Genomic DNA, 23,626 nt, shown 5'->3' with positions numbered 1-23,626 from the left:
GATTATTTATGAAAGTACAATGACAGATGATACTCATCAGAATGAGATGTAATAAGCGCCGCCTCCCTGCGGCGCTTATTTTTACAGCGACATATCCACCACGATGCGACCGGTGATTTTCCCGTTGCGCATACGGTCGAAAATATCGTTGATATTCTCCAGCGGCTCGACCGCAATTTCCGCCGCCACTTTGTTATGGCCGGCGAAATCGAGCGCCTCCTGGAGATCCTTACGCGTACCGACAATAGAGCCACGCACCGTGGTGCCGTCCAGCACCATATCGAAGATAGAGAGATCGAATTTGCCCGGCGGGAGACCGTTGAGCACCATCGTACCGCCGCGGCGCATCATGGTGGTCGCCTGGGCGAACGCTTTTGGCGACACCGCCGTGACCAGCACGCCGTGCGCACCGCCGAAAGTGTCATGGAAATAGCTGCCCGGATCGACCTCCAGCGCGTTGGCCGTCACCTGCGCGCCGAGGCGTTTCGCAAATTCCAGCTTATCGTTATCGATATCCACCGCCGCCACGTTCAAGCCCATCGCGTTGGCGTACTGAATCGCCAGATGCCCTAACCCGCCGATGCCGGAAATCACCACCCAGTCGCCCGGTTTGGTGTCGGTCATTTTCAGCCCTTTATAGACCGTCACACCCGCGCAGAGGATCGGCGCGATACTGGTGAACTCAACGTTGTCCGGCAGAATACCGACGTAATTGGCATCCGCCAGACAATAGTCGGCAAAGGTACCGTTGACCGAATAGCCGGAGTTTTGCTGACCGTGGCAGAGCGTTTCCCAGCCGCTGAGACAGTGTTCGCAGTGCCCGCAGGCGGAATAGAGCCACGGCACGCCCACGCGGTCGCCCTCTTTAATATGCGTCACGCCCTGACCGACCGCCACCACATGCCCCACACCCTCATGGCCCGGAATAAACGGCGGGTTCGGTTTCACCGGCCAGTCGCCTTCCGCCGCGTGGAGATCGGTATGACACACGCCGGTCGCCGCGATTTTCACCAGCACTTTGCCCGGCGTCACTTCCGGCACCAGCACTTCCTGGATCTCCAGCGGCTGCCCGAAGGCCTTGACCACTGCCGCTTTCATTTTCATCACTTTCATCAGTTACCTCGTTAACAGGTCGTTCGGATGGATCAGAAAAGGTTCAGAGGCTGGATGTCATAGCTGACCAGCACATTTTTCACCTGCTGGTAATGCTCCAGCGCTTTTTTATGGGTTTCGCGGCCGATACCGGAATTTTTATAGCCCCCGAACGCGGCATGCGCCGGATAGAGGTGGTAGCAGTTGGTCCACACGCGGCCCGCTTTGATTTCGCGGCCCATGCGCCAGGCGAGATTGGTATCGCGCGTCCAGACGCCCGCGCCGAGGCCAAATTCGGTGGCGTTGGCCAGTTTCAGGGCTTCATCAGCGTCTTTAAAGGTGGTGATACCGATAACCGGCCCGAAGATCTCTTCCTGGAAGAAGCGCATCTCGTTTTCGCCTTTAATCAGCGTCGGCTCAATGTAAAAGCCCTTCTCCAGCGCCGCGCCGTGGTTCACACGCGAGCCGCCCGCAAGGATCTGGCCGCCCTCGCCGCGCGCGATATCAATGTAAGAGAGAATTTTGTCGAACTGCTCCTGAGAGGCCTGCGCGCCAATCATGGTGTCAGTGTCATAGGGGTCGCCTTTACGAATGTTGGCCATACGCGCCAACACACGTTCCATAAAGGGTTCGTAGATCGATTCCTGAATCAGGGCGCGGGAAGGACAGGTGCACACTTCCCCCTGGTTAAAGAAGCCCAGAATCAGCCCTTCGGCCGCTTTTTCGATAAATTCAGGCTCTGCCTGCATAATGTCGGCAAAATAAATATTAGGCGATTTTCCGCCAAGCTCGACGGTACTGGGGATAATATTTTCCGCCGCGCAGGCCAGAATATGCCGTCCGACCGGCGTCGAGCCGGTAAACGCGATTTTCTCGATGCGTTTGCTGCGCGCGAGCGCCTCGCCCGCCTCCTGCCCGAAGCCATGCACCACGTTCACCACGCCCGGCGGCAGCAGATCGCCAATCAGCTCCATCAGCACGGAAATGCCAAGCGGCGTCTGTTCCGCAGGTTTGAGTACCACGCAGTTGCCCGCCGCCAGCGCAGGCGCGAGTTTCCACGCCGCCATCAGGATAGGGAAGTTCCAGGGGATTATCTGCCCGACCACGCCGAGCGGCTCATAGATGTGATAGGCCACGGTGTATTGATCGATTTCCGCCACGCTGCCCTCCTGGGCGCGCAGACAACCGGCGAAGTAGCGGAAGTGGTCTACCGCCAGTGGAATGTCGGCGTTCAGCGTTTCGCGAATCGGTTTACCGTTGTCCCAGCTTTCGGTCAGCGCTAACTGTTCGATATGGCCCGACATACGATCGGCGATGGCCAGCAGCAGGTTCGAACGCTCCTGTACGCTGGTTTTGCCCCACGCGGGCGCTGCGGCATGTGCCGCGTCCAGCGCGCGCTCGATATCGGCTGCGCCCGAACGCGGGAACTCCGCCACCACCGCGCCCGTCACCGGCGTGGTGTTAGTGAAATATTGACCTTCGACAGGCTCGACAAACTGACCGCCAATAAAGTTTCCATAACGCTGTTTAAAGCTAACGAGAGCACCAGGCTGACCGGGGTGAGCATATTTCATGGCAGATTCCTCAGTGTAGCGACAATCGGTTAAGCACAGTTATCTGTGCGGCGCACAGACATAAGCAGGTCTTATGCCAGAGTGGCGAGCCAGACGAAGATTTCTTATTAACCACTTATAATCAGATAGTTAGAAATAATGCAGGTAACGTACTGGCGCGTCGGGCGCGCGTGGAACCCGGAAAATGTCGCGGAACTGTGTCATGTGTCGCAACACATGCAACACCAAAATGCTACATATTTGAAACATATATACCCACCCGGAGAATGCCATGCCGCACAGCGCCTCGTTGACCTCCGCAGGCTTAACGCCGTACTGCGACGACCTGTCTTTTCCGTGTCTGCTGAATGACTCCTGGCAGCGCAGCCAGCGCTACGGGCTAACCCGCGACGACGACGCCACCTCGTTTGTCAGTCGCGCCCTGCTTGAAGAGGCGCGATCGCAACACGGCTGGCTGAAAACGCTCGCCCGCCCGCTGATGCAGCGGCTCGGTGAGAGCCTGAGCCGCGCGCCGTCGGTCGTGGTCGCCACGGACGATACCGGCCTTGTGCTGGATACCTTCGGCAATAATCAGTTTCTACATAAGGCGCAGCGCGTGGCGCTCGCGCCCGGTAATCTGTGGGGCGAACACGCGCGCGGCACCAACGCCATCGGCACCGCGCTGGCGCTGCACGCGCCGTGTGAAGTCCACGGCAGCCAGCATTTCCTCAATCAGAACGCCGGGCTTTACTGCTACGGCGTGCCGGTGTTCCGCCCGGATGGACAAATAGCGGGCGTGCTGGATCTCTCAACGCCTGCACAACAGCCCGTGGCTGAGGCAGGCCGCCTGATGCGCCAGGCCGTACGCCAGCTGGAACACGACTGGGTTATCGCGCAGCTCGACGCGCAGCAGTGGCTGCTGCGGTTGCACACCGATCCTGCCGCGCTCGGCTCGGCACAGGAACTGCTGCTGGCGTTCAGCGATAACCGTCTGGTGGCCGCCAATAAACTGGCGATGGATGAATTCAAGCTTTCTACGGCGCATATCGGCACGCTTTCGCTTGATGCGCTGTTCCCGCAGGCCATGCCAGCAGGCGATAACGCCGCGCTTACCGCCATCAACCAGCGCTGCTACCACACCCGCCGCCAGCTTCCGGCGCGGCGCGTCTGGGCCGCGCATCCGGCGCTTTTGCAGGAAGAAGAGAGCGGCGTTGAAACCGCCAAAGCGCTACGCCTGCTGAACGCGGGCATCGCGCTGTGTATTACCGGTGAAACCGGCTGCGGCAAAGAACACCTGAGCCGCCGCCTGCATCAGCAGAGCCAGTGGCGCGACGGCCCGTTCGTCGCCATTAACTGCGCCGCACTGCCAGAGCAGCTGATTGAATCGGAGCTTTTCGGCTACCAGCCCGGCGCGTTTACCGGTGCGAGCAGCCGCGGCTATATCGGTAAAATCCGCGAAGCCGACGGCGGCGTGCTGTTTCTGGATGAAATTGGCGATATGCCGCTTGCCATGCAGACCCGCCTGTTGCGGGTATTGCAGGAGAAAAAGGTGGTGCCGCTCGGCGGCACCAGCGCGGTACCGGTGGCGTTTACGCTTATCTGCGCCACCCACCGTCCGCTGGATGAGATGGTGGCGCGCGGCGCGTTTCGTGAAGATCTCTTTTACCGTATTGAAGAGTACCGGCTGCGCATTCCGCCGCTGCGCGAATGGCCCGCGCTGCCGCGTTTTGTTCAGCGGCTGTGGCAGGAGCTGGGCGGTGCGCGCCGCGGCGTCACGCTCTCTGCCGATGTGGTTGAGCATATCGCGCGCCTCCCCTGGCCGGGGAACGTGCGCCAGCTCGCAAGCCTGCTGAAAGTGTTGCTGGCGCTGGCGGACGACGGTGACGTTGTCACGTTAAGCGACCTGCCGCCCCCCTATTGTTCTGTGGACGGACATAAAGAAACGGCGCAGCCTTCAGAGAACGCTGCGCCGGATGTGGACGCCGTATTGCAGAGCGTGAACGGGAATATGAGCCTTGCCGCGCGCAAGCTTGGCGTCTCGCGCAGCACGCTCTACCGGCGGCTTGAGAAACAGCGCGCTAGCGCAGACGCCCGCTGATATCGCCGAGCGCGTCGATGGCCGCCTGCGGGTAGCCTGCGGCGCGCAGCGGCGCGACAATCTCCTGCGCCAGATCGGGCACATAACCTACCAGCAACTCGCCTTTACCGCAGAACTCCGCCTCGCCGAGCGCGGCGGGCAGAATCACGCTCTGCGCGCGCTCAAGCGTCATCACCGCGTTACCGGGCGTGTGAATCGTCACCGGCGCGCCGATATTGGTGACGATGCGCACTGAGGAGAAGTGATAGTCGTAGCAGGTATCGAAGCGCCAGCGCTCCAGCGCGAAATAAGGACCTGCGCAGCACACCAGGCGCTGAACGGCCTCGCACTCTTCGAGCACCAGCCCGCGCTGCGGCTGGGTCAGCAGTTCCGGGCGCAGCTCTTCCAGCAGTTTATCGATGTTACGCGCCTGCTCGTCAGGCGGCACTGGCGAGCCATCTTCCATATTCCACGGCATCGCATGCTGCTGAATGTCAGACGTCTGTTCGATTTCATAGATAAGCGTGTCCGGCCCGAAGGAGTGCAGCTGGCCGCCCGGTACATAGATCGTGTCGCCGGTTTTCAGCGGCAAGCGGTACATGACGCGGTCATAATCGCCCGCCAGCAGCGCCTCGCGGATCGCCTCTTTTTTCATGCCGGTTTTGATACCGACAAGGCAGGTCGCGCCGGGTGCAGCCCACAGAATATGCCAGGCCTCGGTTTTGCCGTTCGGCTGGTTTTCGAGACGCTGCGCGATGTCGTCGTTAGCATGCAGATGCACCGGCAGCATGCCGCTGCCGTCGATAAATTTGCTCAGAAGCGGAAAGTACGGGCCGCGCCAGCCTGGCGCGACCAGTTCATCGGGATAGCGCTTCGCCAGCTCACGCAGCGACATGCCAGCGTATTCGCCATTGGTGACGGTCGCTATCATGCCGTCAACGTCGCTCACCTCCCAGGTTTCCGCGATGCGCGATTCCGGCAGTTCCGCCTTACCGAGCTGCGTTTTGATGCGCGTGCCGCCGAAGATGTGGGTCGCGAGCGGCGTCGTCAGCGTAAGCGGATAGTTGAGCATCCCTCTCTCCTTTTTTATCAGATAACCGCCAGGCCGCCCGTGACCGCCACAGTCGCGCCGGAGACGTAGCTTGCCTCGTCGCTTGCGAGCATCACATAAACCGGCGCCAGTTCAGCAGGCTGACCGGCACGCGCCAGCGGCACCTGGCTGCCGAACTCTTTCACCTGCTCCGGCGGCATGGTGGACGGAATCAGCGGCGTCCAGATGGGGCCTGGGGCAACGGCGTTCGCGCGAATGCCTTTTTCGGCAAGCAGCGCGGCGAGGCTACCTGAGAAGTTGACGATAGCCGCTTTGGTGGCGGAATACGCGATGAGTTTCGGCTTCGGCTGATCGGCATTGACCGACGCGGTATTGATAATTGAACCCCCCGCTGGCATATGCGGCACAGCCGCTTTGCAGATCCAGAACATGCCGTAGAGGTTGGTTTTCATGGTGCGGTCAAACTCTTCATCGCTGATTTCATCCAGCGAATCGCGGGTCATCTGGAACGCGGCGTTGTTGACCACGATGTCGATTTTGCCGAATTCATCGGCGGCTTTTTGCACCAGCGCGCGGCAGTGGGCGGCGTCGGTGATATCACCTGGCACCAGAACCGCTTTGCGGCCCGCCTCTTCCACGAGACGCGCGGTGTCTTTGGCATCGTCATGCTCATCAAGATACGAGATAAGCACATCCGCCCCTTCGCGGGCATACGCAATGGCGACCGCGCGGCCAATACCGGAGTCGCCGCCGGTGATGATGGCGGCCTTGCCGGTGAGTCGTCCGGAGCCTTTATAGCTCGTTTCGCCGTGATCCGGCTGCGGCTGCATCTTCGTGGTACTGCCAGGGACATTCTGCTGCTGTTCAGGGAATGGCGGTTGTGGACGTGTCGTCATGGTTTGTTCTCCTGTTTCTTTTCATTTCGCGCTCGTAAAGACACGAAAGACATCCTGGTTTCAGGAACCTGACGCTTATCAGCGCCAACGATAAATTCAGGTTTCAGTATAGTTGACGAGATATTTATGCAAGCGAAGCGGGAAACCAGACGGGTAATTTTTATCCGCTGCGGAGGTTTATTTTTGTGGATTGAAAGCACGCAAACCGCGTTATTAGCGAGGCGGAGATGCATACGTATAACGACTTATATAACAATAATTTATACGAAAATATTTCAGCTATAAAAAGAGAGAAATATAACGCGCGGCGTACTGGCTTATATTATTCTTTCACCCGGTGAGAAAACGCGGATTAATCCGGGCCAGCGCTGATATCGCGTAGCCCGTTTTTTGTCGCCGCTGGTTTAAATATTGAGATCCACCCACAGTGCCGCGTGATCGGAGCCGGCCTGCTGCGGCTTTTTCAGCTCCGGGTAAACCTCCCATTTGACCGGCCGCTCGCCGGGCCACATACCTTTACGAATAACGCCACCCGCGGTGACGCGCTCCCAGAGCGCAGGTGACAGTAGAATGTAATCGAGCTTGTTGTTTTTGGCGCTGTTGCCCCAGGTGCCGGGATATCCGCCGTTATCGAACGCCGGATGCGTGAAGGCATCGCGCAGATCGGTCTCTTTCAGGAGCGGTGCCAGGGTGTCGCTCTCCGGCGTGTCGTTGAAATCGCCTGCGATGGCGATAAATTGCTCGCCAGCGGCGCGGCGCGCCTGGTAGATTTCCGCCACCCGCTGCGCCTGCGCTTTACGCCGGGCATCGGAATCCGCTTTGCCGCCGTAGCCTTTACTCTTCAGATGATTCACCATCACCCACAGCGTGTCGCCGCCTTTCAGCGGCACCGAATATTCCGGGCAGTCGCGTGAAAAAATCAGCTGGCCGCGCGCGTCGCGATCGTCCACGTGGCTGCGCATCGGCCCGATGGGATACTCCGCGCCGGTAAGCAGGCCGACGTCAATGCCGCGGCTGTCGTTGCCGTCGATAACCATGACGTGACGAAACGGCTCGCCGCCGAGCGCCGCGATAATCTCCTGGTTAAACGCCGCCAGCGCCGGACGGCTCTCGGCCTCCACCACCGCCAGCACATCGGCGTTAAGATCGCGCATCACTTTGGCGGTGATGCGCATGGCGACTTCATCGACCGGCGATTCGATAAGCTCAAGCGAGCCGACCCAGTCGGCGCGGCCGCTGGCGATAATCTCGATACCGCCGTCGCGCGGGCGCTTCAGCAGGTTGCCACGGTTGCGACGCAGAATGACAAACGGCCCGGTGTCCGATTTCTCAAGCCCGAGCGCCACCATCAGCTTTACCATCTCTTTCTTACTGGCATCGCTGTAGGTGATTTCGCCGAGCAGTTCATTCAGCCGCGCGAATTTTTCCAGCACCGGCCGCCCCTGCGACCAGCTGCTCTGCGACATCACGCGCGCGCGATCGAACAGGTTTTCTACGTTATAAGACGCCAGACGCATAGCCCCTCCCGTTGTGATTATCCCCGCCGCAGGCACTCAGGCCCGGCATCCGATCTTTCTCAGTGTGGCAGCAAATTGTTACCGCTTCAAAACAGGCGGCGCTGCGCAAAACGCGCTGGTATTCGTCGCCGTAATCCGTACCATACACGCCACGCACAGGAACAATATTCGGGCCTGCTGGCGCAAGCGGCGATTTATGCCGCGCGCGGGCAAGCCAACGGTGAATACACGCGCCGGGCAATCCGCCAGGGCGCGCCGCAACGCAGAACTGAGCCACTTTTAAATGTCTGAAATTCAAGAAATTAGTAAAAAAGAGCAGTACAACCTCAACAAATTGCAGAAGCGCCTGCGCCGCAATGTCGGGGAGGCCATCGCCGATTACAATATGATTGAAGAAGGCGATCGGATTATGGTCTGCCTCTCCGGCGGTAAAGACAGCTACACGATGCTGGAAATTCTGCGCAATTTGCAGCAGAGCGCGCCGGTTAACTTTTCGCTGGTGGCGGTAAACCTCGACCAGAAACAGCCGGGTTTCCCGGAGCATATTCTGCCGGAGTATCTGTCATCACTTGGCGTGGAATATAAAATCGTTGAGGAAAATACCTATGGGATCGTCAAAGAGAAGATCCCGGAGGGGAAAACCACCTGCTCGCTCTGCTCGCGTCTGCGTCGCGGCATTCTTTACCGCACCGCCACCGAGCTTGGCGCGACCAAAATCGCGCTCGGCCATCACCGTGACGACATTCTGCAAACGCTGTTCCTGAACATGTTTTACGGCGGCAAAATGAAAGGCATGCCGCCGAAGCTGATGAGCGACGACGGTAAGCACATCGTGATTCGCCCGCTCGCCTACTGCCGTGAAAAAGACATTGAGCGTTTCTCGCAGGCGAAAGGTTTCCCGATTATCCCGTGCAACCTGTGCGGCTCGCAGCCCAACCTGCAGCGTCAGGTGATCGCCGATATGCTTCGCGACTGGGATAAACGTTATCCGGGCCGTATCGAAACCATGTTCAGCGCGATGCAGAATGTGGTGCCGTCGCACCTGTGCGACACCGAACTGTTCGATTTCAAAGGCATTCATCACGGCTCTGAAGTGGTGAACGGCGGCGATCTGGCGTTCGACCGTGAAGAGATCCCGATGAAGCCCGCAGGCTGGGCGCCGGAAGATGAAGAGGCCCCGCCGATGCAGCGCCTCGACGTGCTGGAAATCAAATAAGCCTGATGCCCTCCCCGCGGAGGGCTTTTTTTTGCGCGCTTAACGCATATGCGGCGGTGGGTCGTCGATAGGACGCGGGTCGGGCGATGGCGGATCGGGCACGGGCTGCGGCGTTGGGATCGGGTCCGGCACCGGTACGGGATCGATGGGCACCGGATCGCTCATGCGGGTCTGATACAGATGCTGCATAGTCGCTTCCTCTTTACGTGGCAGATACCTTAAGCGTAGAAGATGCGTCACAGAAGGGAAAAGCGCGGCGGCGCGCGGATCAGACCACAAGAAACGGGCAAAAAAAAGCCGACTTAATTAAGCCGGCATCGTACGAATCAATTGTGCTATGCAGTAATTCAAAAAAGGAAGTAAGACAATATGGAGCGCAACGCCCATCGCTTGACGTTGCATTCACCTGCGACAAGAATGATGCCGCGAAACCGCCCGGCATTTTTTGATATCGCTCAAACTCGTGGGTGTTTTTACTGCAATGGCGCGGTTGAAAGGCGTTTTTTTACAACCATTTACTTCGATGTAACCACCACGTAACACCACCAATCAGCAACACCAGCGCCACGCAAAACACGCTGAACCCGAGGTGCCATCCGCCGCCGGGAATACCGCCGAGGTTGACGCCAAACAGGCCAGTGAGAAACGTGCTGGGCAAAAAGACCATCGCCATCAGCGACATCGTATAACTGCGGCGCGACAGCGATTCCTGCATCGTCTGGGAAATCTCGTCGGACATCACCGCAGTACGCGCGATACAGGCGTCGATCTCATCCAGTCCGCGGCCAAGACGGTCGGCGATATCCTGCATCCGGCGGCGGTGATCGTCCGTCATCCAGCTAAAACGCTCGCTGGCGAGGCGAGAAAAAACATCGCGCTGCGGCGACATGTAGCGGCGCATTACAATCAACTGCTTGCGCAGCAGCGCCAGCACGCCGCGCGGCGGCACGATCTCTTCCAGCAGATTGTCTTCGAGATCGATGATTTTATCGTGCAGCTCTTCGATAAATTCGCTGGCGTGATCGGTCAGCGCGTCGCAGGCGTCCACCAGCCAGCCGCCGACATCCGCCGGGCCGCTGCCCTCGTTGAGGTCGTGAATGATATCGTCAAGCGCCAGCACTTTACGCTGGCGCGTGGAGACGATAAGCCGTTCATCGATATAGAGCCGCATCGCCACCAGCTGATCGGGTCGCTCGTCGGTGCTGCCGTTGATGCAGCGCAGCGTAATCAGCGTACCGTCGCCCATGCGCGTCACGCGTGGGCGCAAACTTTCGCCCGCCAGCGCGTCACGCACCAGGTTTGGTAGCAGCGGCGTCTCAGCGAGCCACTGCGCGCTCTCCGGGTTGGCATAATTCAGATGCAGCCAGCAGGGCTGGTCTTTATCGATAATAGCGTCATCCTGCAACGGCTTCACACCACCGCGGCCATCCAGCAGCCAGGCGATGACCGCGTCCGGCACATTGACTTCAGAGCCTTTAATGGCCTCCATCGCGTCTCCTGATGTTCAGTTCAAAATCGCCGTGTACGCTTAACGGCTTTCCAGCGCCGCCTGGATGGCGTCAGCCAGTTCAGCCAGGTGGTGACGGGTATATTCGATATCTTTGGCAAGCTTATCGCGCCCTTCATAACCATTCGGGGCCGCCACAGAGGCTTTGATCAGTTCAAGGGCGGCATTGACCGCCAGCAGGCGTTTTTCCGCATCGGTGCGGGAGGGGTAATTTTCAGGCAGCATCGTTCGCTCCGGTGATTCAACTGGCTTTATGGTGATACATTGCGCAGGAATTTCAAGCCGAAGCGATGCCTTTGAGGATTAAAACAGCGCCACCAGCAGGGCGACAGGGAAACTCATCGGCCAGGTCGCGCCGATAAGCGTCGCGCAAAGCAGCTTAATGCTGGTTTTGTCTTTGGCGATAAAAAAGGTAATGAGCGCCGCGATTGCCGCCATGACGGCGTAAAACACGAGCATATGTTGATAGAGCGTCATGATTGCGTATCCATACTGAGAATGCGGTCGCAATATGCGATTTTTTATGACGCAGATCAAGTATCAGTTAAGGCCATTCCACAGAAAAAGTTGATCTGCTTCACCCTTCTCTCGCCATAAAAGAGGATGAATCAAATCTGCACGTGATGTGTTAACGTAATCCTGCTTATAAATTTAACAAGTCAGGGCCGACCTACCGCAATGAGAACCCCGCGCGTTACGTTACGTCTTTCCCACACCGTCAGCGACGTTATGCTTGATGACATTAAAGCCATTATTCCCGCTGATGCGCTACAGGTCTTTATTAATCAACTGGATGATTCCCAGTACGCGACGCTTGAGTGTATTCAGACGGAACAGAACTGTTCGCTTATCGCCTCGGCGATTGTGGTCTGGCGCCAGCTCGGGCATATCAAAAATCTGGTCTATCGCAATGGCGATGTGCTGCGCGATGTCTCCGACGCCAGTCAGTTTCAGCTTTTCACCATGCTGCGCGCGCCGCTGACGGTTCTCGCCGTTCGCTGACAGCTTTCAGAAAATTCTCAACTTATTCCCTGCCCTGCCGATAACCTTCTGAAAATGGACGGGGAAGAACCTATGCTGCCTGGAATACCCACGCTGGCGCTGGCCTTTACGGTCTGGCTGCTGATTTTTATCCCTTCTTACAAAATCGCCACGCGCGCAGGCTTCGGCTGGTCGATGGCGCTATTGCTGACGCTGCCTGGCCTCAATATCGTCGCCTGGTGGTGTTTTGCGTGTATGAAGTGGCCAGCGCGCCGCTATTTCTGACCCTGCCTGACGCACAATTTTACCGGGCGCGTTGACGTAACCCCTCACGCCGTATCCGCCTGGCAATTTAGGGTGAACGCGCGCTTAGCGTTAAAGCTCCGCGCGCCCTTGCCGATGATGCAGATAACACAACGCCCGCGTTGACAGTCAAAGCCCGAGGCGCTCGCGCCATAAAAGAAGCCGTGCTTAAAGGTAGCACCCCTTATGTTTAGCCACATCGACAGAAAAGATGCCAGACGCATGGCAGCCCTGGATATGCTCCGGGGAAATCACGGGCATCAGGACCCGGTACTGCTGCAATTTGCGAGGCTTGCAAGCCTTGCGCTCGGCATTCCTGGCTGTTTTATCGCCGTGGTGGATAAAGCGGGCCTGCCGGTGCATCTCGCGCATCCTGAACCGTTGCAAATCGACGCGTCGGTTTTGACGCAGTCGTTATGTACGCACAACGAGCCGGTCTGGTGCTGTGACACGGCGCTGGATGCGCAGGCGCGTCTGCATCCGCTGGCCGCTGCCTCCCCGGATCTGCGTTTCTACGCCCTGGCGCCGCTGCGCACGCGCGACGGCACCCTGACCGGCACCATCGGCATGACAGATACCGTGGCGCAGCTGTTTGACGAGGAGCGCGCCCGCACGCTCACGCTTATCGCCGGGCTGACCGGTGCCTGGCTTGAGACCTTAAACGCGGTCGGCTTTTTAGACCCGGTGACCCGCCTCCCTAACTGCCAGAAACTGCTGGCTGATATGGAACGGCTTTCCGCCAGCGGCAGCACCGAGCGCTATACGCTGATGATTTTCGACTGCATCGACATGCCGACCGCGTATGAGCTGGCGCGTTCGCTCGGTATGCCGGCGCTGGAGACGCTGCTTAACGATCTCGGCCCGCTGCTGCGCATGAAGCTGCGCCTGAAAAACGAGACGGTGCTCTATAACGTGGCGACAGGCCGCTACGCGCTGCTCCTTAAAACGCGCAACCAGAAAGCCATTCGCCGTAACGCCGCGGTACTGCCGGTGGTTAACGCGCGGATGTTGCAGGGCATTAATATACGGCTGAATATTTTCGCGGGCGAAGTGGCCTGGCAGCCCGAGAAAACCTCGCCCAACGAGGCGCTGCGTCGCGCCATCAGCGCGCTGCATGAAGCCATCTGGCTTAACAAGCGTCATATGGTTTTTGACGCTAAGCGCGATGAGAAGCGCAACGTCGATTTCCAGCTGCTGCACGATCTCAGTGAGAGCATCGCCAAAAACCGCGGCCTCTATCTGATGTATCAGCCAAAAATCAAACTCAGCACGAACCGGGCGGTCGGCGCGGAAGCGCTGCTCCGCTGGCGTCATCCGACGCGCGGGGATATCCCACCGGGAGTGTTTATTCCGCTGGCGCAAAATACCAGTCTGATGGAAGAGATAACGCAATGGGTGATTGGCGCTGCGCTCCAACAGCTCCAGAAATGGCGCAAAGAGGGGATCACCCTGCCGTTGTCCGTCAATATCAGCGTTAGCGATCTCTCCCGAAGCGGGTTTGCCGACGCGCTGGAAGAGCGTGTACTGCGCGCCGGGCTTTCGACCAACGATATTCGAATCGAATGTCTGGAAACCGAAAAAGCGCTGGAGAGCGAAACCGCGCTCTGCGAGATGGATATGCTCAAACTACGCGGCTTTAAGATCCTGCTGGACGACTTTGGCGCGGGCTACAGCAACATCAACTACCTGCGCCGCATCCCTATCGACATCATCAAGCTCGACCGCTCGCTCACATCCAGCATCGCGCAGGAGCGCAGCAGCCAGATTATCGTGCGTAACGTTATCCAGATGCTGAAAGAGCTGGATTACGTAGTGCTGGCGGAAGGCGTGGAGGATGCCGAGACCGCGCGTCTGCTGCTGGAGTTTGGCTGTGATGAAGCACAGGGCTATTTCTTCTCGCGTCCGGTGGAGCCGGAATATATCGCACAGTGGATATAACTCTCGGTTTCCGGTGAATAAAAACACCGGAAACCGTTTATCTTTCACAAGAACAACGCCTTTCCTGATAACCACCTTATATCTGTGGTTTATCATTACAACACATTTAACTTATTCAAGTGTGTATTATTAATACATTTTAATTGATGGTTTTCCGCTAAACTGCACCAGAAAACACTTAAAATAAAAAATAATTATGTGTCGCAATATTTCCCGTCTACGCTTATTTCAGACCTTGGCGATAGCTGAGGCATGCTTTGCCATCACCAGGGAAACAGGGTTCATGGATGAACCCCTTTTCTGCCGTACCGCCCTTGTTGCCCGTACCCCGTGGTCTCCCGGCCTTTGCCTCCACCGCTTGCGAGTCGTTGCACGTCGGGCCTGAATGTGACGTCAGTCGTGTCCAAAATAAATACGTCAAAATATGACGATATTTTTCATAATATTCATTTTATTACTGGCTAAATATTGTGATTATTATTTATACCACCGCTTCGTATTTTAATTAAAAAATCAAACCAGGCGAACCGTAAATGCACCAAAAATACAAAGTGAAAGGACAATAAAATTCAACCACAATTCAGACAGTTTTCTGAATTTCGTTATTTTTGTCGCCTTCACGGCTTGCAGGATAAAAACACTTTATCTACAGTTACCAATACCTTTTCGATAGCAGTCACGCACTGCTGTAATAAGTACGACCAACAACATGAGGAGAATGATATGACTCAGCATCGTGGTGGTTCAGGTAATTTTGCAGAGGATCGTCAGCGTGCGTCTGAAGCAGGCCAGAAAGGGGGCCAGCATAGCAGCGGTAATTTTAAAAACGACCCGGAACGTGCAGCCGAAGCGGGCCATAAAGGTGGCCAGCAGAGCGGGGGTAATTTTAAAAATGACCGGGAACGCGCCTCTGAAGCGGGGCGCAAAGGCGGTGAAAACAGCCACGGCGGCGGACGTTCCTGATCCGCGTGCCAGCACTAAAGCGTAACTTTCCTGCATGACACCGCAGGGTCATCATTGAACGGGTACGCTTTTAGCATCATGAAATATAAAGGAGAGCGTAATGCTCTCCTTTTTACGTTTTTTTCGTGTTCTCCCGGCCGGTTAGCAGGCCTGTGGTTTATGCCCGGCTGGTGAAAAGATAGCTCTCTGGCGATTCCTGCGCTAAAAACACCTCCTGCGCCTCCCCGCTTGGCAACACCACGCAGAGACGATCCCCCTCACGCAGCGTGGCGAAAGCGCTTATTTCCTGCGATTTATCGATCTCAAACGTTTTTATTGTTTCCCCGGTAACGGTGTCGGGTTCACTCACGCTGTAGCTGGCGGTAAAATCTACTTCCGGGCGGTCTTTCAGATGCAGCTGGATAGAAGGCATATCGGCTCCCCGAATGGCTGAGACAAGCTAAGTGTAGCCCACGCCCGTTGTTCCTGTGATTTGCCCATGGCAAGCTTTACAGACTTCACTAATAAAATTAAAGCGATACGAAACGCGGCCGATAACTGATATGTATAAAAGCAGTAACGTGCGGCTGACACCAGCTACGCCACACCAGCTAACCATCACACCTGAAGCGGGGATGCGTGCCATCGCGCTTCAGGAAAAGGGAGAGTGAGATGAAACGGTCCGGCCTGATAGCAGTCGTCGGGGCAGTGTTTTTATTGCAGGGGTGTGATGCGGACAGCATCGACCAGGTGAAAGCCCTCAGCGCCGGGGAATCCTCCATCGGCCAGGCCTTTGAATCACGAACCGATTGCGAACAGGGTGCCTGGCGCTCCTTTGAAGATGCCGCCGGGCGCGATGTCGTGCTCTACTCCTGTAAGCTTCCCGAAACGGAGCTGGCCATACTGACCGATAAATTTCGCACGCACAGTAATGAGATGGTCAAACAAAACACGACTTTACGCTGGCGCAAAGCGCATCGTGACGATGTGGCCCGCGTGATGAGTGAAATGAGCATTCGTGATGTAGAACTGCTGTATGTCTGGCGCATCAGCGATGGCGCTACGCCGCAACTTGCGGATGTGGAAGTCAAAACCGCCACCACCTTTTCGAGTTTCAGCTACAGCGTCAGCGAGCCTGAAAAATTTGTCGCGCTGGCTTACAGCGACACCCTTCCCGACCTCTGGCCGCAAAGTCTTTTTCCCCAACTGGATAAAAATGCAGGTGCCCTCTATCGCCAGTTAAGCGCGCTTTGAATAACGGGCAGGCCGGTAGCGCCTGAGCCGTCATCAGGCGTATGGATAGCTTTCCGCTGCACCTGAAGCGCCTCGGGTGATCATTTTTTGATCAAACAAGCACATTCCTTAAGTTAAATTTTTTTCACAATAGCGTTACACCAGCGAAAATGAATTTCTATGCAGAATTTGACCAGTTGGTATGCAATTGATAACTCACTTCGGTTTTTCAGAAAGGCCATCCGAAATTCGCTTCTAATTTTTATTATTGTCGCACTGAAACTATTTTCATATCAATTTAATCAGATTGTGACAATTACGATTTTAAATTATAAAGACATGAAAAACAGCAATAATTGTTCAGCATATATGATGTTTCTTTACTTTCCTCTTCACTCCCCGTCGTTTCCTCGCAAAAATTTACTTTTCACACGTTACAATTGAACTACCGGCATCATTAACCGATGCGCACGCCAATTAAGCACGCGAAATCATATGGAGAGTCGAATGAACTGGCGGGTGGTTGATTCAGTAGTAAGCACCGACACCAATTCTGTATTTACCTTAATTTCATCGCAACAATCTTTTAAACTTATTCTCTGGTATAAGGCGACGTTTTATTTATCATCTGGCGATACATTGTCTATTAATGGCGCATCCATTACCGTTAATAATCACCCCGTCGAGCTTACTCTGTACCGCACCACCGTTTATAACGCACGCTTCTGGCAAACTATCGTGAACAGTAATGCGCATTGCGCGGGTAATCACCGGCAAAGCGTGGGCCGGTGTGGTTATCGCCGTAAATGCAAACTGCTTTATTGCCCGTTTCAAAAGCACTGACCAGTAAGGCCTTTCGCATAGTATTTTCCTGTCAGGCATGGGAAAATACTCACAAACACGCCGCCTGGTGACGACGTGACGCGTCTTTATCTTTCCTCAGACCGGAATTCACTCTTGTGAAAAACCTGATAAATAGTGCGCTGCTGATGCTGGCGTTAAATCCGCTGTGCGCTCAGGCGGATGAGATTACGCGCAGCGCGGCAACCGATGCCTGCACTCAACAGACGGGCGAAAACAGCGGTGAATGTCTCGAAGCGGCGGGGCTGGCCTCAGATAATGCGCTTAAACAGGCGTTCAATGCCAAAGTCACTGAGCTACAGAACTTCGACTATACCCGCTGGCCGCAGGGCGACGAGGCACGGCGCACCCAGATGGTCGAGGCGTTAAAAATAAGTCAGCAGCAGTGGACGGCGGCGCGAGACGCCTTCTGTACGGCAGCGAGCGCCTCGGCCGCGGGTACGCCGTGGCTTGCCGCCCACGCGTTAAGCTGCGTCATTAATATGAACCAGCGCCGCGAGCAGGAACTGGCGCTCATTCACCCGGAAGCGGAAAAGTAACGGCAGATTGAAGCAAAACGTTTCCGGCGCCTGCCACGGGGGCAGCGCCGGACATGCGTTAATGCTTAAGGATATACATGGTGCGGCTGTAGGCCACATCTTCCGGGTTATTAATCGGGTAGCCTTTTAGCCACGGCTTAATTAACCGGCCATTGGTGTACTGATAAATCGGCGCAATCGGTGCCTGGGTTGAGATGATCCTCTCGGCGCTGTTGTAATCGGCATTACGCGCTTTGGGGGAATTCTCCTGTGCGGCCTGTTGCAGCACTTTGTCGTAGTCCGGGTTTTTAAAGCGCGAAATATTCCCGCTGTGGGTGGAAGTCAGAAGCGAAAGAAACGTTGACGGCTCGTTATAATCTCCCACCCACGAGGCGCGGATCACATCGAAATTCCCGGTATTGCGGCTGTCGATATAGGTTTTCCACTCCTGATTTTTCAGCTTCACATCCACGCCAAGATTCTTTTTCCACATCGACGCCACGGCGATGGCGATTTTCTGGTGGTTTTCAGACGTGTTATAGAGCAGCGTCAGGTTGAGCGGACGCGCCGGGCCGTAACCCGCCGCCTGAAGCAGCGTTTTCGCCTGCGCGTTAAGCTCCTGCTGGCTCATCTGCTCCCACTCTGACGGCGCGGGCGTAAAGCCTGCGGTCACGTCCGGCGTAAAACGCCAGGCCGGTTTCTCGCCGGTGCCGAGCACTTTTTCAGCCATCAGGCGGCGGTCGATAGTCATGCTGAGCGCGAGACGCACGCGCGGGTCCGCCGTCGGGCCTTTCTGCGTGTTAAATGCATAGTAATAAGTGCCAAGCTGCGGCGGTGTGAAGACCTGATCGGGGATCTCTTTTTTCAACTTCTGATAGAGATTTTTCGGGAAGGATTCCGTGATGTCGATATCATTCGCGAGATAGCGCTTGGTAGCGGCGGATTCCTGATTGACCGGTAAAAACGTCACCTGCGTCAGCACGGTTTTCGCGTTATCCCAGTAGTGCGTGTTTGGCGTCAGCACCAGCTTTTCGTTGACCACGCGGTCTTTCAGCACAAACGCGCCGTTACCCACCAGCTTACCGGGGCGCGTCCAGTCGCCGCCCTGCTCCACGTTCGCTTTTTGCACAGGATAGAGCGCCGCGTTGGCGGCAAGCGACGGGAACCACGGCAGCGGTTTATCGAGAGTGACTTTCAGCGTATGCGCATCCGGCGCGCTGACGCCAAGCTGTGCAGGCGCCTGTTTACCGTCGATAATCGCCTGCGCGTTGGCGATACCCGCCAGCGCAAAGAACCAGGCGAATGGAGAGGTGGTTTTCGGGTCGACCATACGCTGCCAGCTGTAGACAAAATCCTGCGCTGTTACCGACGTGCCGTCGGACCATTTCGCGTTGTCGCGAAGCGTAAACGTCCAGATGCGGTTATCGTTGGTCTGCCACTGCGTGGCCACACCCGGCACCAGTTCGCCTTTTTCATTCTGGTTCACCAGCCCTTCAAAGAGATCGCGCAGCACCTGGATCTCCGGCAGCCCTACCGCTTTCGCCGGATCCAGCGAGGCGGGTTCATCTTTCAGATGGCGGACCAGCGTCTGGTGTTCGGCAAGCGCCGTGCCTGGCGGCACATCGGCGGCAAACGCGCCGGTCAGCGCGGTCGCGACCCATAATGCGCTAAGAGTAAAGCTTACAGGAATTTTCATGAGGTCCTCGTTCTCGTGGTCCCGCGCCGAACCGCTCTCTCCGGGCGCTGTCGGGGAATTATTTGTTGGATGAATATAAATTGCAAACCCGTGGGCGCGATTTTGCGTGCAAACCCCGCGTCAGATCAAAGTGTTAATGTCTGAGCGTTTAAATAGCGCGCACGACGCAGGCTACCGTCAGGCTGTTGAATTTCGGCCAAATGTCGTCAACACTCCTGTAATCACCCTTTCATGGCGACCCACAATGAACACGCTGACTCCGCTTCGACCGCGCGCCCGGCGCGGCGCTTTACCTGACGACGCCCTGCGTTATGGCGAATCGGCGCTCGGCGCGCCGCTGCTCTGGTTCCCGGCCCCGGAGGCGCAGCGCGCGCCGGGACTTATCATCGCAGGCACCCACGGTGATGAAAACGCGGCGCTGGTGACGCTCTCCTGCGCGCTGCGTACGCTGGAGCCAACGCACCGGCGGCATCACGTGGTGCTGGCGGTCAACCCGGACGGCTGTCAGCTCGGCCTGCGCGCCAACGCCCGCGGCGTCGATCTCAACCGCAATTTTCCGGCGGCCAACTGGCAGCCGGGCGAAACCGTCTATCGCTGGAACAGTGCGGCAGAAGCGCGCGACGTGACGCTCTCCACCGGCGAAAAGCCGGGTTCGGAGCCGGAAACCGCCGCGCTGTGCCAGTTAATTCATCAGCTAAAACCCGCCTGGGTGGTCTCGTTTCACGACCCGTTAGGCTGTATAGAAGATCCGCAGCAGACTCCGCTTGGCCGCTGGCTCGCCGACGCGTTCGGCCTGCCGCACGTCACCAGCGTCGGTTATGAGACGCCCGGATCGTTTGGCAGCTGGTGCGCGGATCTGGGGTTAATCTGCATTACCGCCGAGTTTCCGGCCATCTCCGCCGACGACGCCACCGAGCGCTATCTGGCGGCGATGACCGCATTGCTGCATTACGACGACGAAAGCTGAGGGCCGACGTCAGAATGAAGATAGAGCTGGCCGGGCGTAAAACGTAAGGGAGGCTCCACATCCACCGCAAGCCACGTGGGGCCGTCGAGATCGGTAAAGCGCATTTGCGGGATCAGCGGCAGCGCGGCACCGATGGCGCGTGAGGTGCAGAGCATACAGCCGAGCATCAGGCCGAATCCTTCCTCCGTCGCCTGGCGCGCGAGCGCCAGCGCCTCCGTCAGCCCGCCGGTTTTATCGAGCTTGATGTTGATCATCTCGTAGCGCCCGGCGAGCGTCTTCAGGCTGCCGCGCGCGTGACAGCTCTCATCGGCGCAGATGGACAGCGGATGAATAAAGTTCTCCAGCGCCCGATCGTCAGACGCCGGCAGCGGCTGTTCCAGCATCTGCACGCCGAGGTCCGCCAGCAGCTGACAGCGCGCCGCCAGCCCTTCCGCATGCCAGGATTCGTTAGCATCGACAATCAGCGTCGCCTCCGGCACCGCACCGCGAATGGCGACCATCCGCTCGGTAATAAACGTGTCGTCGAGTTTGATTTTCAGCAGCCGTGCGCCCTTTTCCCACAGCAGCGCGGCGTTGCTCGCCATCTGTTCCGGCGCGCCTAATACGACCGTCTGGGCGGTAGTGTGCTGTTCCGGCAGCGTGACCTGTAAAAAGGCCTCAAGCGTTTCGCCCGCGCGGCGCGCCTCAAGATCCCAGAGCGCACAGTCGACGGCGTTACGCGCGGCACCTGCTGGCAGCAATTTCTGCAGCCCGGCCCGATCCAGCCCGGCTTCGAGCTGTGGCACAACAGTCATGATTTGCGCCATTACCGAGGCTGCGCTCTCACCGTAGCGCGGATACGGCGTGCATTCGCCCAGCGCCCTGACGCCCTCTTCTTCCAGCTCCACCACAACCACCACCGCTTCACTGCGGCTGCCGCGGGCAATCACAAACGGCGAATGGAGCGGCCAGGCTTCCTGATACACTTTTACGCTTCTCATTATTTTCCTCGCAACGGGCTTTGCCTCAGTATAGCGACTGGAAAGTTAGCCTGCCGGGACAGTTTTTTATATTCATCCCCCGCGGGATCACATACACTAGCGGCGACGTTAACTATATGTAAACAGGAAGATAACTATGTCACAAATCGTCTATTTCCAGGGCAATCCGGTTTCCGTGGTGGGTCAGATCCCGCAGGCAGGCAGCAAAGCGGCGCCGTTCAGCCTGGTGGCAAAAGATCTGTCTGACGTTTCGCTGAGCCAGTTTGCCGGTAAGCGTAAAGTACTGAACATTTTCCCGAGCATCGACACCGGCGTTTGCGCGGCGTCCGTGCGCAAATTCAACCAGCTGGCGACCGGCATGGAAAACACCGTTGTGCTGTGCGTTTCCGCCGACCTGCCGTTCGCGCAGTCCCGCTTCTGCGGCGCGGAAGGCCTGAGCAATGTCATCACGCTCTCCACGCTGCGTAACCCGGAATTCGCCAAAGAATATGGCGTGGGCATCGAAGAAGGCGCGCTGAAAGGTCTGACCGCTCGCGCGGTGCTGGTCCTGAATGAGAACGATGAAATCGTGTTCAGCGAGCTGGTGAATGAAATCACCCACGAGCCGAACTACGACGCGGCGCTTAACGCACTGAAAGCGTAATTCGTCCGATAAAAAAAGCCTCCGCATGCGGAGGCTTTTTTGTTTGCGGCGTTACTCTTCGCCCTTGCGCTGGCTTAAGCCATATTCACGAAGTTTATTGGCGATGGCCGTATGTGAGACGCCGAGCCGTTTGGCGAGCTTACGGGTACTTGGATAGCTGCGATAAAGCTGCGTCAGCACCGAGCGCTCGAAACGGCGTGTTATGTCGTCAAGCGAGCCTTCCATCGCCTCTTCGCCCACCGGCAGCGCGGCGGCGTCGAAATCCGGCAGCAGGATGTCCTGCGGGCGCAGTTCATAACCCTCAAGCTGCGTGAGCGCGCGGTAAATCGCGTTTTTCAGCTGGCGCACGTTGCCTGGCCAGCCGTAGCGGGTCAGCACCTGGCCGAGATCGCCTGCCAGTTTCGGGCGCGGCACGCCCTGTTCATCGGCAAAGCGCGCCACGAACATCTCCGTCAGCGGCATGATGTCCTGCGGGCGGTCGCGCAGCGGCGGCAGATTCAGCGTCAGCACGTTGAGGCGGTAGAAAAGATCTTCGCGAAACGCGCCTTTTTGCACCAGTTCCACGAGATTTTTCTGCGTCGCGCAGATAACGCGCACATCCACATGCACCTCATGCTCTTCGCCCACCCGACGGAACGTGCCGTCATTGAGAAAGCGCAGCAGCTTGGCCTGCATACGCGGCGACATCTCGCCAATTTCATCGAGCAGCACCGAGCCGCCGTTAGCCTGTTCGAAGAAGCCTTTTTTCCCCTCATGGGCATTGGCGTAAGCGCCCGGCGCGTGACCGAACAGCTCGCTCTCCACCACATCTTCCGGAATGGACGCGCAGTTCAGCGCCAGATAGGGCTTGTCGGCGCGCGGGCTTGCCAGATGGCAGGCGTGCGCCAGCAGATCTTTACCGGTGCCGGTGTCGCCGGTGATGAGCAGCGGCGCGTTCAGCATCGCCAGTTTGCGCGCCTGATCCACCACCTGTTTCATGCGCGGGCTGACCGCGATGATATGGCTGAACGCGTGCAGATCGAGGCTGGTCAGGTTCTGCAACTGGCGGCCCATGCGCACGGTTGAGCGCAGCATCGCGACCGCGCCGGTCAGCACGCTGCTGCCGCTCTCTTCTTCCAGATGCACCGGCGTGATCTCGAGTACAAAATCCTGGCCGTTAATCACCACGTGTTCGGTATGGGACGCCGTCGGGCTGCTCTCCAGCCAGCGCTGAAAGTTGAAACCGCTGATAAGGCTCGCGGCGTTATGGTTGCGCAGGCGCGCTTCATTCTGGCCGAACAGCGCGCAGCTCGCCGGGTTCGCCAGCTCGATTTTGCTTTTCATATCCACCGAAAACACCGGCTCCGGCAGCGCTTCCAGCAGCGCGCTCAGCGAACGGTGTTCACGCTCGGAGGGCATCCACGGCACGGTGCGCACGTCGGTAACGCCGGGAATACGGCGGATTTCCGCCATCAGGCTACTGAAGGCGTTAAATTCCAGCGTGGAAAAATTGAGATAGATTCGCCCGATCGGGTCTATCTCGATACCACGTAAATCGATACTGCGCAGCACCAGGAGATCGAGCAACTCACGGGTCAGACCGAGGCGGTCCTCACAAAACACTTCAAGACGCATGGCAGCACCTTCACGCATTGATCCAACGAATGGCGAGATGA

General features: G+C 57.4%; 24 protein-coding genes. 11 read left to right on the top strand and 13 right to left on the bottom strand.

Annotated features, from left to right (window positions below):
- Positions 1 to 81: 81 nt before the first annotated feature.
- Positions 82 to 1,113 (bottom strand): alcohol dehydrogenase AdhP, encoded by a 1,032-nt coding sequence (adhP, locus tag AFK66_RS09080; protein ID WP_023898640.1) that lies wholly within the window; start codon positions 1,111 to 1,113, stop codon positions 82 to 84.
- A gap of 32 nt (positions 1,114 to 1,145) precedes the next feature.
- Positions 1,146 to 2,666, bottom strand: a complete 1,521-nt coding sequence (exaC, locus tag AFK66_RS09075; protein WP_023898638.1) for an acetaldehyde dehydrogenase ExaC — start codon at positions 2,664 to 2,666, stop codon at positions 1,146 to 1,148.
- A gap of 271 nt (positions 2,667 to 2,937) precedes the next feature.
- On the opposite strand from exaC, the gene AFK66_RS09070 reads away from it, so the two are divergent.
- Positions 2,938 to 4,743, top strand: a complete 1,806-nt coding sequence (locus AFK66_RS09070; protein ID WP_023898637.1) for a sigma-54-dependent Fis family transcriptional regulator — start codon at positions 2,938 to 2,940, stop codon at positions 4,741 to 4,743.
- On the opposite strand, the gene AFK66_RS09065 is transcribed toward AFK66_RS09070, so the two are convergent.
- The 3 genes from AFK66_RS09065 to AFK66_RS09055 all read right to left on the bottom strand — a co-directional run bounded on the left by AFK66_RS09065 (position 4,724) and on the right by AFK66_RS09055 (position 8,186).
- Complete coding sequence (locus AFK66_RS09065) at positions 4,724 to 5,794, bottom strand: class I mannose-6-phosphate isomerase (RefSeq protein WP_023898636.1); 1,071 nt, start codon at positions 5,792 to 5,794, stop codon at positions 4,724 to 4,726. The two genes, AFK66_RS09070 and AFK66_RS09065, sit on opposite strands and share 20 nt — an antisense overlap.
- A 17-nt stretch (positions 5,795 to 5,811) precedes the next feature.
- Positions 5,812 to 6,669, bottom strand: coding sequence for an SDR family oxidoreductase (locus AFK66_RS09060; protein ID WP_038882460.1), 858 nt, complete (start codon positions 6,667 to 6,669; stop codon positions 5,812 to 5,814).
- Between the two features lie 404 nt (positions 6,670 to 7,073).
- The gene (locus tag AFK66_RS09055; protein ID WP_023898635.1) at positions 7,074 to 8,186 is read right to left on the bottom strand and encodes an endonuclease/exonuclease/phosphatase family protein; all 1,113 of its coding nucleotides are present in this window, start codon (positions 8,184 to 8,186) and stop codon (positions 7,074 to 7,076) included.
- Positions 8,187 to 8,469: 283 nt separating this feature from the next.
- Between AFK66_RS09055 and ttcA the strand changes: the two genes are divergently transcribed.
- A complete protein-coding gene (ttcA, locus tag AFK66_RS09050; protein ID WP_007782174.1) occupies positions 8,470 to 9,402 on the top strand; it encodes a tRNA 2-thiocytidine(32) synthetase TtcA in 933 nt (310 codons plus the stop codon).
- 39 nt (positions 9,403 to 9,441) lie between these two features.
- Here the strand turns inward: ttcA and ynaL are convergent, their stop codons facing one another.
- From ynaL to AFK66_RS21385, 4 genes are all read right to left on the bottom strand, one after another.
- A complete protein-coding gene (gene ynaL, locus AFK66_RS22625; protein WP_004387322.1) occupies positions 9,442 to 9,591 on the bottom strand; it encodes a proline-rich small protein YnaL in 150 nt (49 codons plus the stop codon).
- 316 nt (positions 9,592 to 9,907) lie between these two features.
- Complete coding sequence (gene zntB / locus AFK66_RS09045) at positions 9,908 to 10,891, bottom strand: zinc transporter ZntB (protein WP_023898634.1); 984 nt, start codon at positions 10,889 to 10,891, stop codon at positions 9,908 to 9,910.
- A gap of 39 nt (positions 10,892 to 10,930) precedes the next feature.
- Positions 10,931 to 11,134, bottom strand: a complete 204-nt coding sequence (locus AFK66_RS09040; protein WP_007782166.1) for a hypothetical protein — start codon at positions 11,132 to 11,134, stop codon at positions 10,931 to 10,933.
- Positions 11,135 to 11,212: 78 nt separating this feature from the next.
- Positions 11,213 to 11,386, bottom strand: coding sequence for a GhoT/OrtT family toxin (locus AFK66_RS21385; protein WP_004387319.1), 174 nt, complete (start codon positions 11,384 to 11,386; stop codon positions 11,213 to 11,215).
- Between the two features lie 201 nt (positions 11,387 to 11,587).
- On the opposite strand from AFK66_RS21385, the gene AFK66_RS09035 reads away from it, so the two are divergent.
- The 4 genes from AFK66_RS09035 to AFK66_RS09020 all read left to right on the top strand — a co-directional run bounded on the left by AFK66_RS09035 (position 11,588) and on the right by AFK66_RS09020 (position 15,094).
- Positions 11,588 to 11,911, top strand: a complete 324-nt coding sequence (locus tag AFK66_RS09035) for a hypothetical protein (protein ID WP_032968039.1) — start codon at positions 11,588 to 11,590, stop codon at positions 11,909 to 11,911.
- A gap of 72 nt (positions 11,912 to 11,983) precedes the next feature.
- A complete protein-coding gene (locus AFK66_RS09030; RefSeq protein ID WP_007782160.1) occupies positions 11,984 to 12,175 on the top strand; it encodes a hypothetical protein in 192 nt (63 codons plus the stop codon).
- Positions 12,176 to 12,379: 204 nt separating this feature from the next.
- The gene (locus AFK66_RS09025) at positions 12,380 to 14,131 is read left to right on the top strand and encodes an EAL domain-containing protein (RefSeq protein ID WP_038882459.1); all 1,752 of its coding nucleotides are present in this window, start codon (positions 12,380 to 12,382) and stop codon (positions 14,129 to 14,131) included.
- Between the two features lie 723 nt (positions 14,132 to 14,854).
- The gene (locus AFK66_RS09020) at positions 14,855 to 15,094 is read left to right on the top strand and encodes a con-10 family general stress protein (RefSeq protein WP_007782156.1); all 240 of its coding nucleotides are present in this window, start codon (positions 14,855 to 14,857) and stop codon (positions 15,092 to 15,094) included.
- 157 nt (positions 15,095 to 15,251) lie between these two features.
- Here the strand turns inward: AFK66_RS09020 and AFK66_RS09015 are convergent, their stop codons facing one another.
- Positions 15,252 to 15,506, bottom strand: a complete 255-nt coding sequence (locus AFK66_RS09015) for a hypothetical protein (RefSeq protein ID WP_007782155.1) — start codon at positions 15,504 to 15,506, stop codon at positions 15,252 to 15,254.
- A gap of 239 nt (positions 15,507 to 15,745) precedes the next feature.
- Between AFK66_RS09015 and AFK66_RS09010 the strand changes: the two genes are divergently transcribed.
- The 3 genes from AFK66_RS09010 to AFK66_RS09005 all read left to right on the top strand — a co-directional run bounded on the left by AFK66_RS09010 (position 15,746) and on the right by AFK66_RS09005 (position 17,706).
- The gene (locus tag AFK66_RS09010; RefSeq protein ID WP_007782152.1) at positions 15,746 to 16,327 is read left to right on the top strand and encodes a hypothetical protein; all 582 of its coding nucleotides are present in this window, start codon (positions 15,746 to 15,748) and stop codon (positions 16,325 to 16,327) included.
- A gap of 486 nt (positions 16,328 to 16,813) precedes the next feature.
- The gene (iraM, locus tag AFK66_RS21380; protein ID WP_023898631.1) at positions 16,814 to 17,149 is read left to right on the top strand and encodes an anti-adapter protein IraM; all 336 of its coding nucleotides are present in this window, start codon (positions 16,814 to 16,816) and stop codon (positions 17,147 to 17,149) included.
- Between the two features lie 116 nt (positions 17,150 to 17,265).
- Positions 17,266 to 17,706 (top strand): lysozyme inhibitor LprI family protein, encoded by a 441-nt coding sequence (locus tag AFK66_RS09005; protein WP_007782150.1) that lies wholly within the window; start codon positions 17,266 to 17,268, stop codon positions 17,704 to 17,706.
- Positions 17,707 to 17,764: 58 nt separating this feature from the next.
- Here AFK66_RS09005 and AFK66_RS09000 read toward each other — a convergent pair whose 3' ends face one another.
- Positions 17,765 to 19,381: a peptide ABC transporter substrate-binding protein gene (locus AFK66_RS09000; RefSeq protein ID WP_007782146.1), complete on the bottom strand. Its 1,617-nt coding sequence runs from the start codon at positions 19,379 to 19,381 to the stop codon at positions 17,765 to 17,767.
- A 244-nt stretch (positions 19,382 to 19,625) separates the two neighbouring features.
- On the opposite strand from AFK66_RS09000, the gene mpaA reads away from it, so the two are divergent.
- Positions 19,626 to 20,348: a murein tripeptide amidase MpaA gene (gene mpaA / locus AFK66_RS08995; RefSeq protein WP_023898629.1), complete on the top strand. Its 723-nt coding sequence runs from the start codon at positions 19,626 to 19,628 to the stop codon at positions 20,346 to 20,348.
- Here mpaA and ycjG read toward each other — a convergent pair.
- Complete coding sequence (ycjG, locus tag AFK66_RS08990) at positions 20,330 to 21,328, bottom strand: L-Ala-D/L-Glu epimerase (RefSeq protein WP_007782143.1); 999 nt, start codon at positions 21,326 to 21,328, stop codon at positions 20,330 to 20,332. The two genes, mpaA and ycjG, sit on opposite strands and share 19 nt — an antisense overlap.
- Before the next feature lie 136 nt (positions 21,329 to 21,464).
- On the opposite strand from ycjG, the gene tpx reads away from it, so the two are divergent.
- Positions 21,465 to 21,971, top strand: a complete 507-nt coding sequence (gene tpx / locus AFK66_RS08985) for a thiol peroxidase (protein WP_004387306.1) — start codon at positions 21,465 to 21,467, stop codon at positions 21,969 to 21,971.
- Positions 21,972 to 22,022: 51 nt separating this feature from the next.
- Here tpx and tyrR read toward each other — a convergent pair whose 3' ends face one another.
- Positions 22,023 to 23,585, bottom strand: coding sequence for a transcriptional regulator TyrR (gene tyrR, locus AFK66_RS08980; protein WP_007782141.1), 1,563 nt, complete (start codon positions 23,583 to 23,585; stop codon positions 22,023 to 22,025).
- Positions 23,586 to 23,626 lie beyond the last annotated feature (41 nt).

Source organism: Cronobacter malonaticus LMG 23826, from assembly GCF_001277215.2.
GTDB lineage: Bacteria > Pseudomonadota > Gammaproteobacteria > Enterobacterales > Enterobacteriaceae > Cronobacter > Cronobacter malonaticus.
This window is presented reverse-complemented; position numbering and strand designations above follow the sequence as displayed.

What these genes read in the sequence shown, in the direction of transcription:
- adhP (WP_023898640.1), bottom strand. Translation starts at nt 1,113, where the DNA reads ATGAAAGTGATGAAAATGAAAGCGGCAGTGGTCAAGGCCTTCGGGCAG.
- exaC (WP_023898638.1), bottom strand. Translation starts at nt 2,666, where the DNA reads ATGAAATATGCTCACCCCGGTCAGCCTGGTGCTCTCGTTAGCTTTAAA.
- AFK66_RS09070 (WP_023898637.1), top strand. Translation starts at nt 2,938, where the DNA reads ATGCCGCACAGCGCCTCGTTGACCTCCGCAGGCTTAACGCCGTACTGC.
- AFK66_RS09065 (WP_023898636.1), bottom strand. Translation starts at nt 5,794, where the DNA reads ATGCTCAACTATCCGCTTACGCTGACGACGCCGCTCGCGACCCACATC.
- AFK66_RS09060 (WP_038882460.1), bottom strand. Translation starts at nt 6,669, where the DNA reads ATGACGACACGTCCACAACCGCCATTCCCTGAACAGCAGCAGAATGTC.
- AFK66_RS09055 (WP_023898635.1), bottom strand. Translation starts at nt 8,186, where the DNA reads ATGCGTCTGGCGTCTTATAACGTAGAAAACCTGTTCGATCGCGCGCGC.
- ttcA (WP_007782174.1), top strand. Translation starts at nt 8,470, where the DNA reads ATGTCTGAAATTCAAGAAATTAGTAAAAAAGAGCAGTACAACCTCAAC.
- ynaL (WP_004387322.1), bottom strand. Translation starts at nt 9,591, where the DNA reads ATGCAGCATCTGTATCAGACCCGCATGAGCGATCCGGTGCCCATCGAT.
- zntB (WP_023898634.1), bottom strand. Translation starts at nt 10,891, where the DNA reads ATGGAGGCCATTAAAGGCTCTGAAGTCAATGTGCCGGACGCGGTCATC.
- AFK66_RS09040 (WP_007782166.1), bottom strand. Translation starts at nt 11,134, where the DNA reads ATGCTGCCTGAAAATTACCCCTCCCGCACCGATGCGGAAAAACGCCTG.
- AFK66_RS21385 (WP_004387319.1), bottom strand. Translation starts at nt 11,386, where the DNA reads ATGACGCTCTATCAACATATGCTCGTGTTTTACGCCGTCATGGCGGCA.
- AFK66_RS09035 (WP_032968039.1), top strand. Translation starts at nt 11,588, where the DNA reads ATGAGAACCCCGCGCGTTACGTTACGTCTTTCCCACACCGTCAGCGAC.
- AFK66_RS09030 (WP_007782160.1), top strand. Translation starts at nt 11,984, where the DNA reads ATGCTGCCTGGAATACCCACGCTGGCGCTGGCCTTTACGGTCTGGCTG.
- AFK66_RS09025 (WP_038882459.1), top strand. Translation starts at nt 12,380, where the DNA reads ATGTTTAGCCACATCGACAGAAAAGATGCCAGACGCATGGCAGCCCTG.
- AFK66_RS09020 (WP_007782156.1), top strand. Translation starts at nt 14,855, where the DNA reads ATGACTCAGCATCGTGGTGGTTCAGGTAATTTTGCAGAGGATCGTCAG.
- AFK66_RS09015 (WP_007782155.1), bottom strand. Translation starts at nt 15,506, where the DNA reads ATGCCTTCTATCCAGCTGCATCTGAAAGACCGCCCGGAAGTAGATTTT.
- AFK66_RS09010 (WP_007782152.1), top strand. Translation starts at nt 15,746, where the DNA reads ATGAAACGGTCCGGCCTGATAGCAGTCGTCGGGGCAGTGTTTTTATTG.
- iraM (WP_023898631.1), top strand. Translation starts at nt 16,814, where the DNA reads ATGAACTGGCGGGTGGTTGATTCAGTAGTAAGCACCGACACCAATTCT.
- AFK66_RS09000 (WP_007782146.1), bottom strand. Translation starts at nt 19,381, where the DNA reads ATGAAAATTCCTGTAAGCTTTACTCTTAGCGCATTATGGGTCGCGACC.
- mpaA (WP_023898629.1), top strand. Translation starts at nt 19,626, where the DNA reads ATGAACACGCTGACTCCGCTTCGACCGCGCGCCCGGCGCGGCGCTTTA.
- ycjG (WP_007782143.1), bottom strand. Translation starts at nt 21,328, where the DNA reads ATGAGAAGCGTAAAAGTGTATCAGGAAGCCTGGCCGCTCCATTCGCCG.
- tpx (WP_004387306.1), top strand. Translation starts at nt 21,465, where the DNA reads ATGTCACAAATCGTCTATTTCCAGGGCAATCCGGTTTCCGTGGTGGGT.
- tyrR (WP_007782141.1), bottom strand. Translation starts at nt 23,585, where the DNA reads ATGCGTCTTGAAGTGTTTTGTGAGGACCGCCTCGGTCTGACCCGTGAG.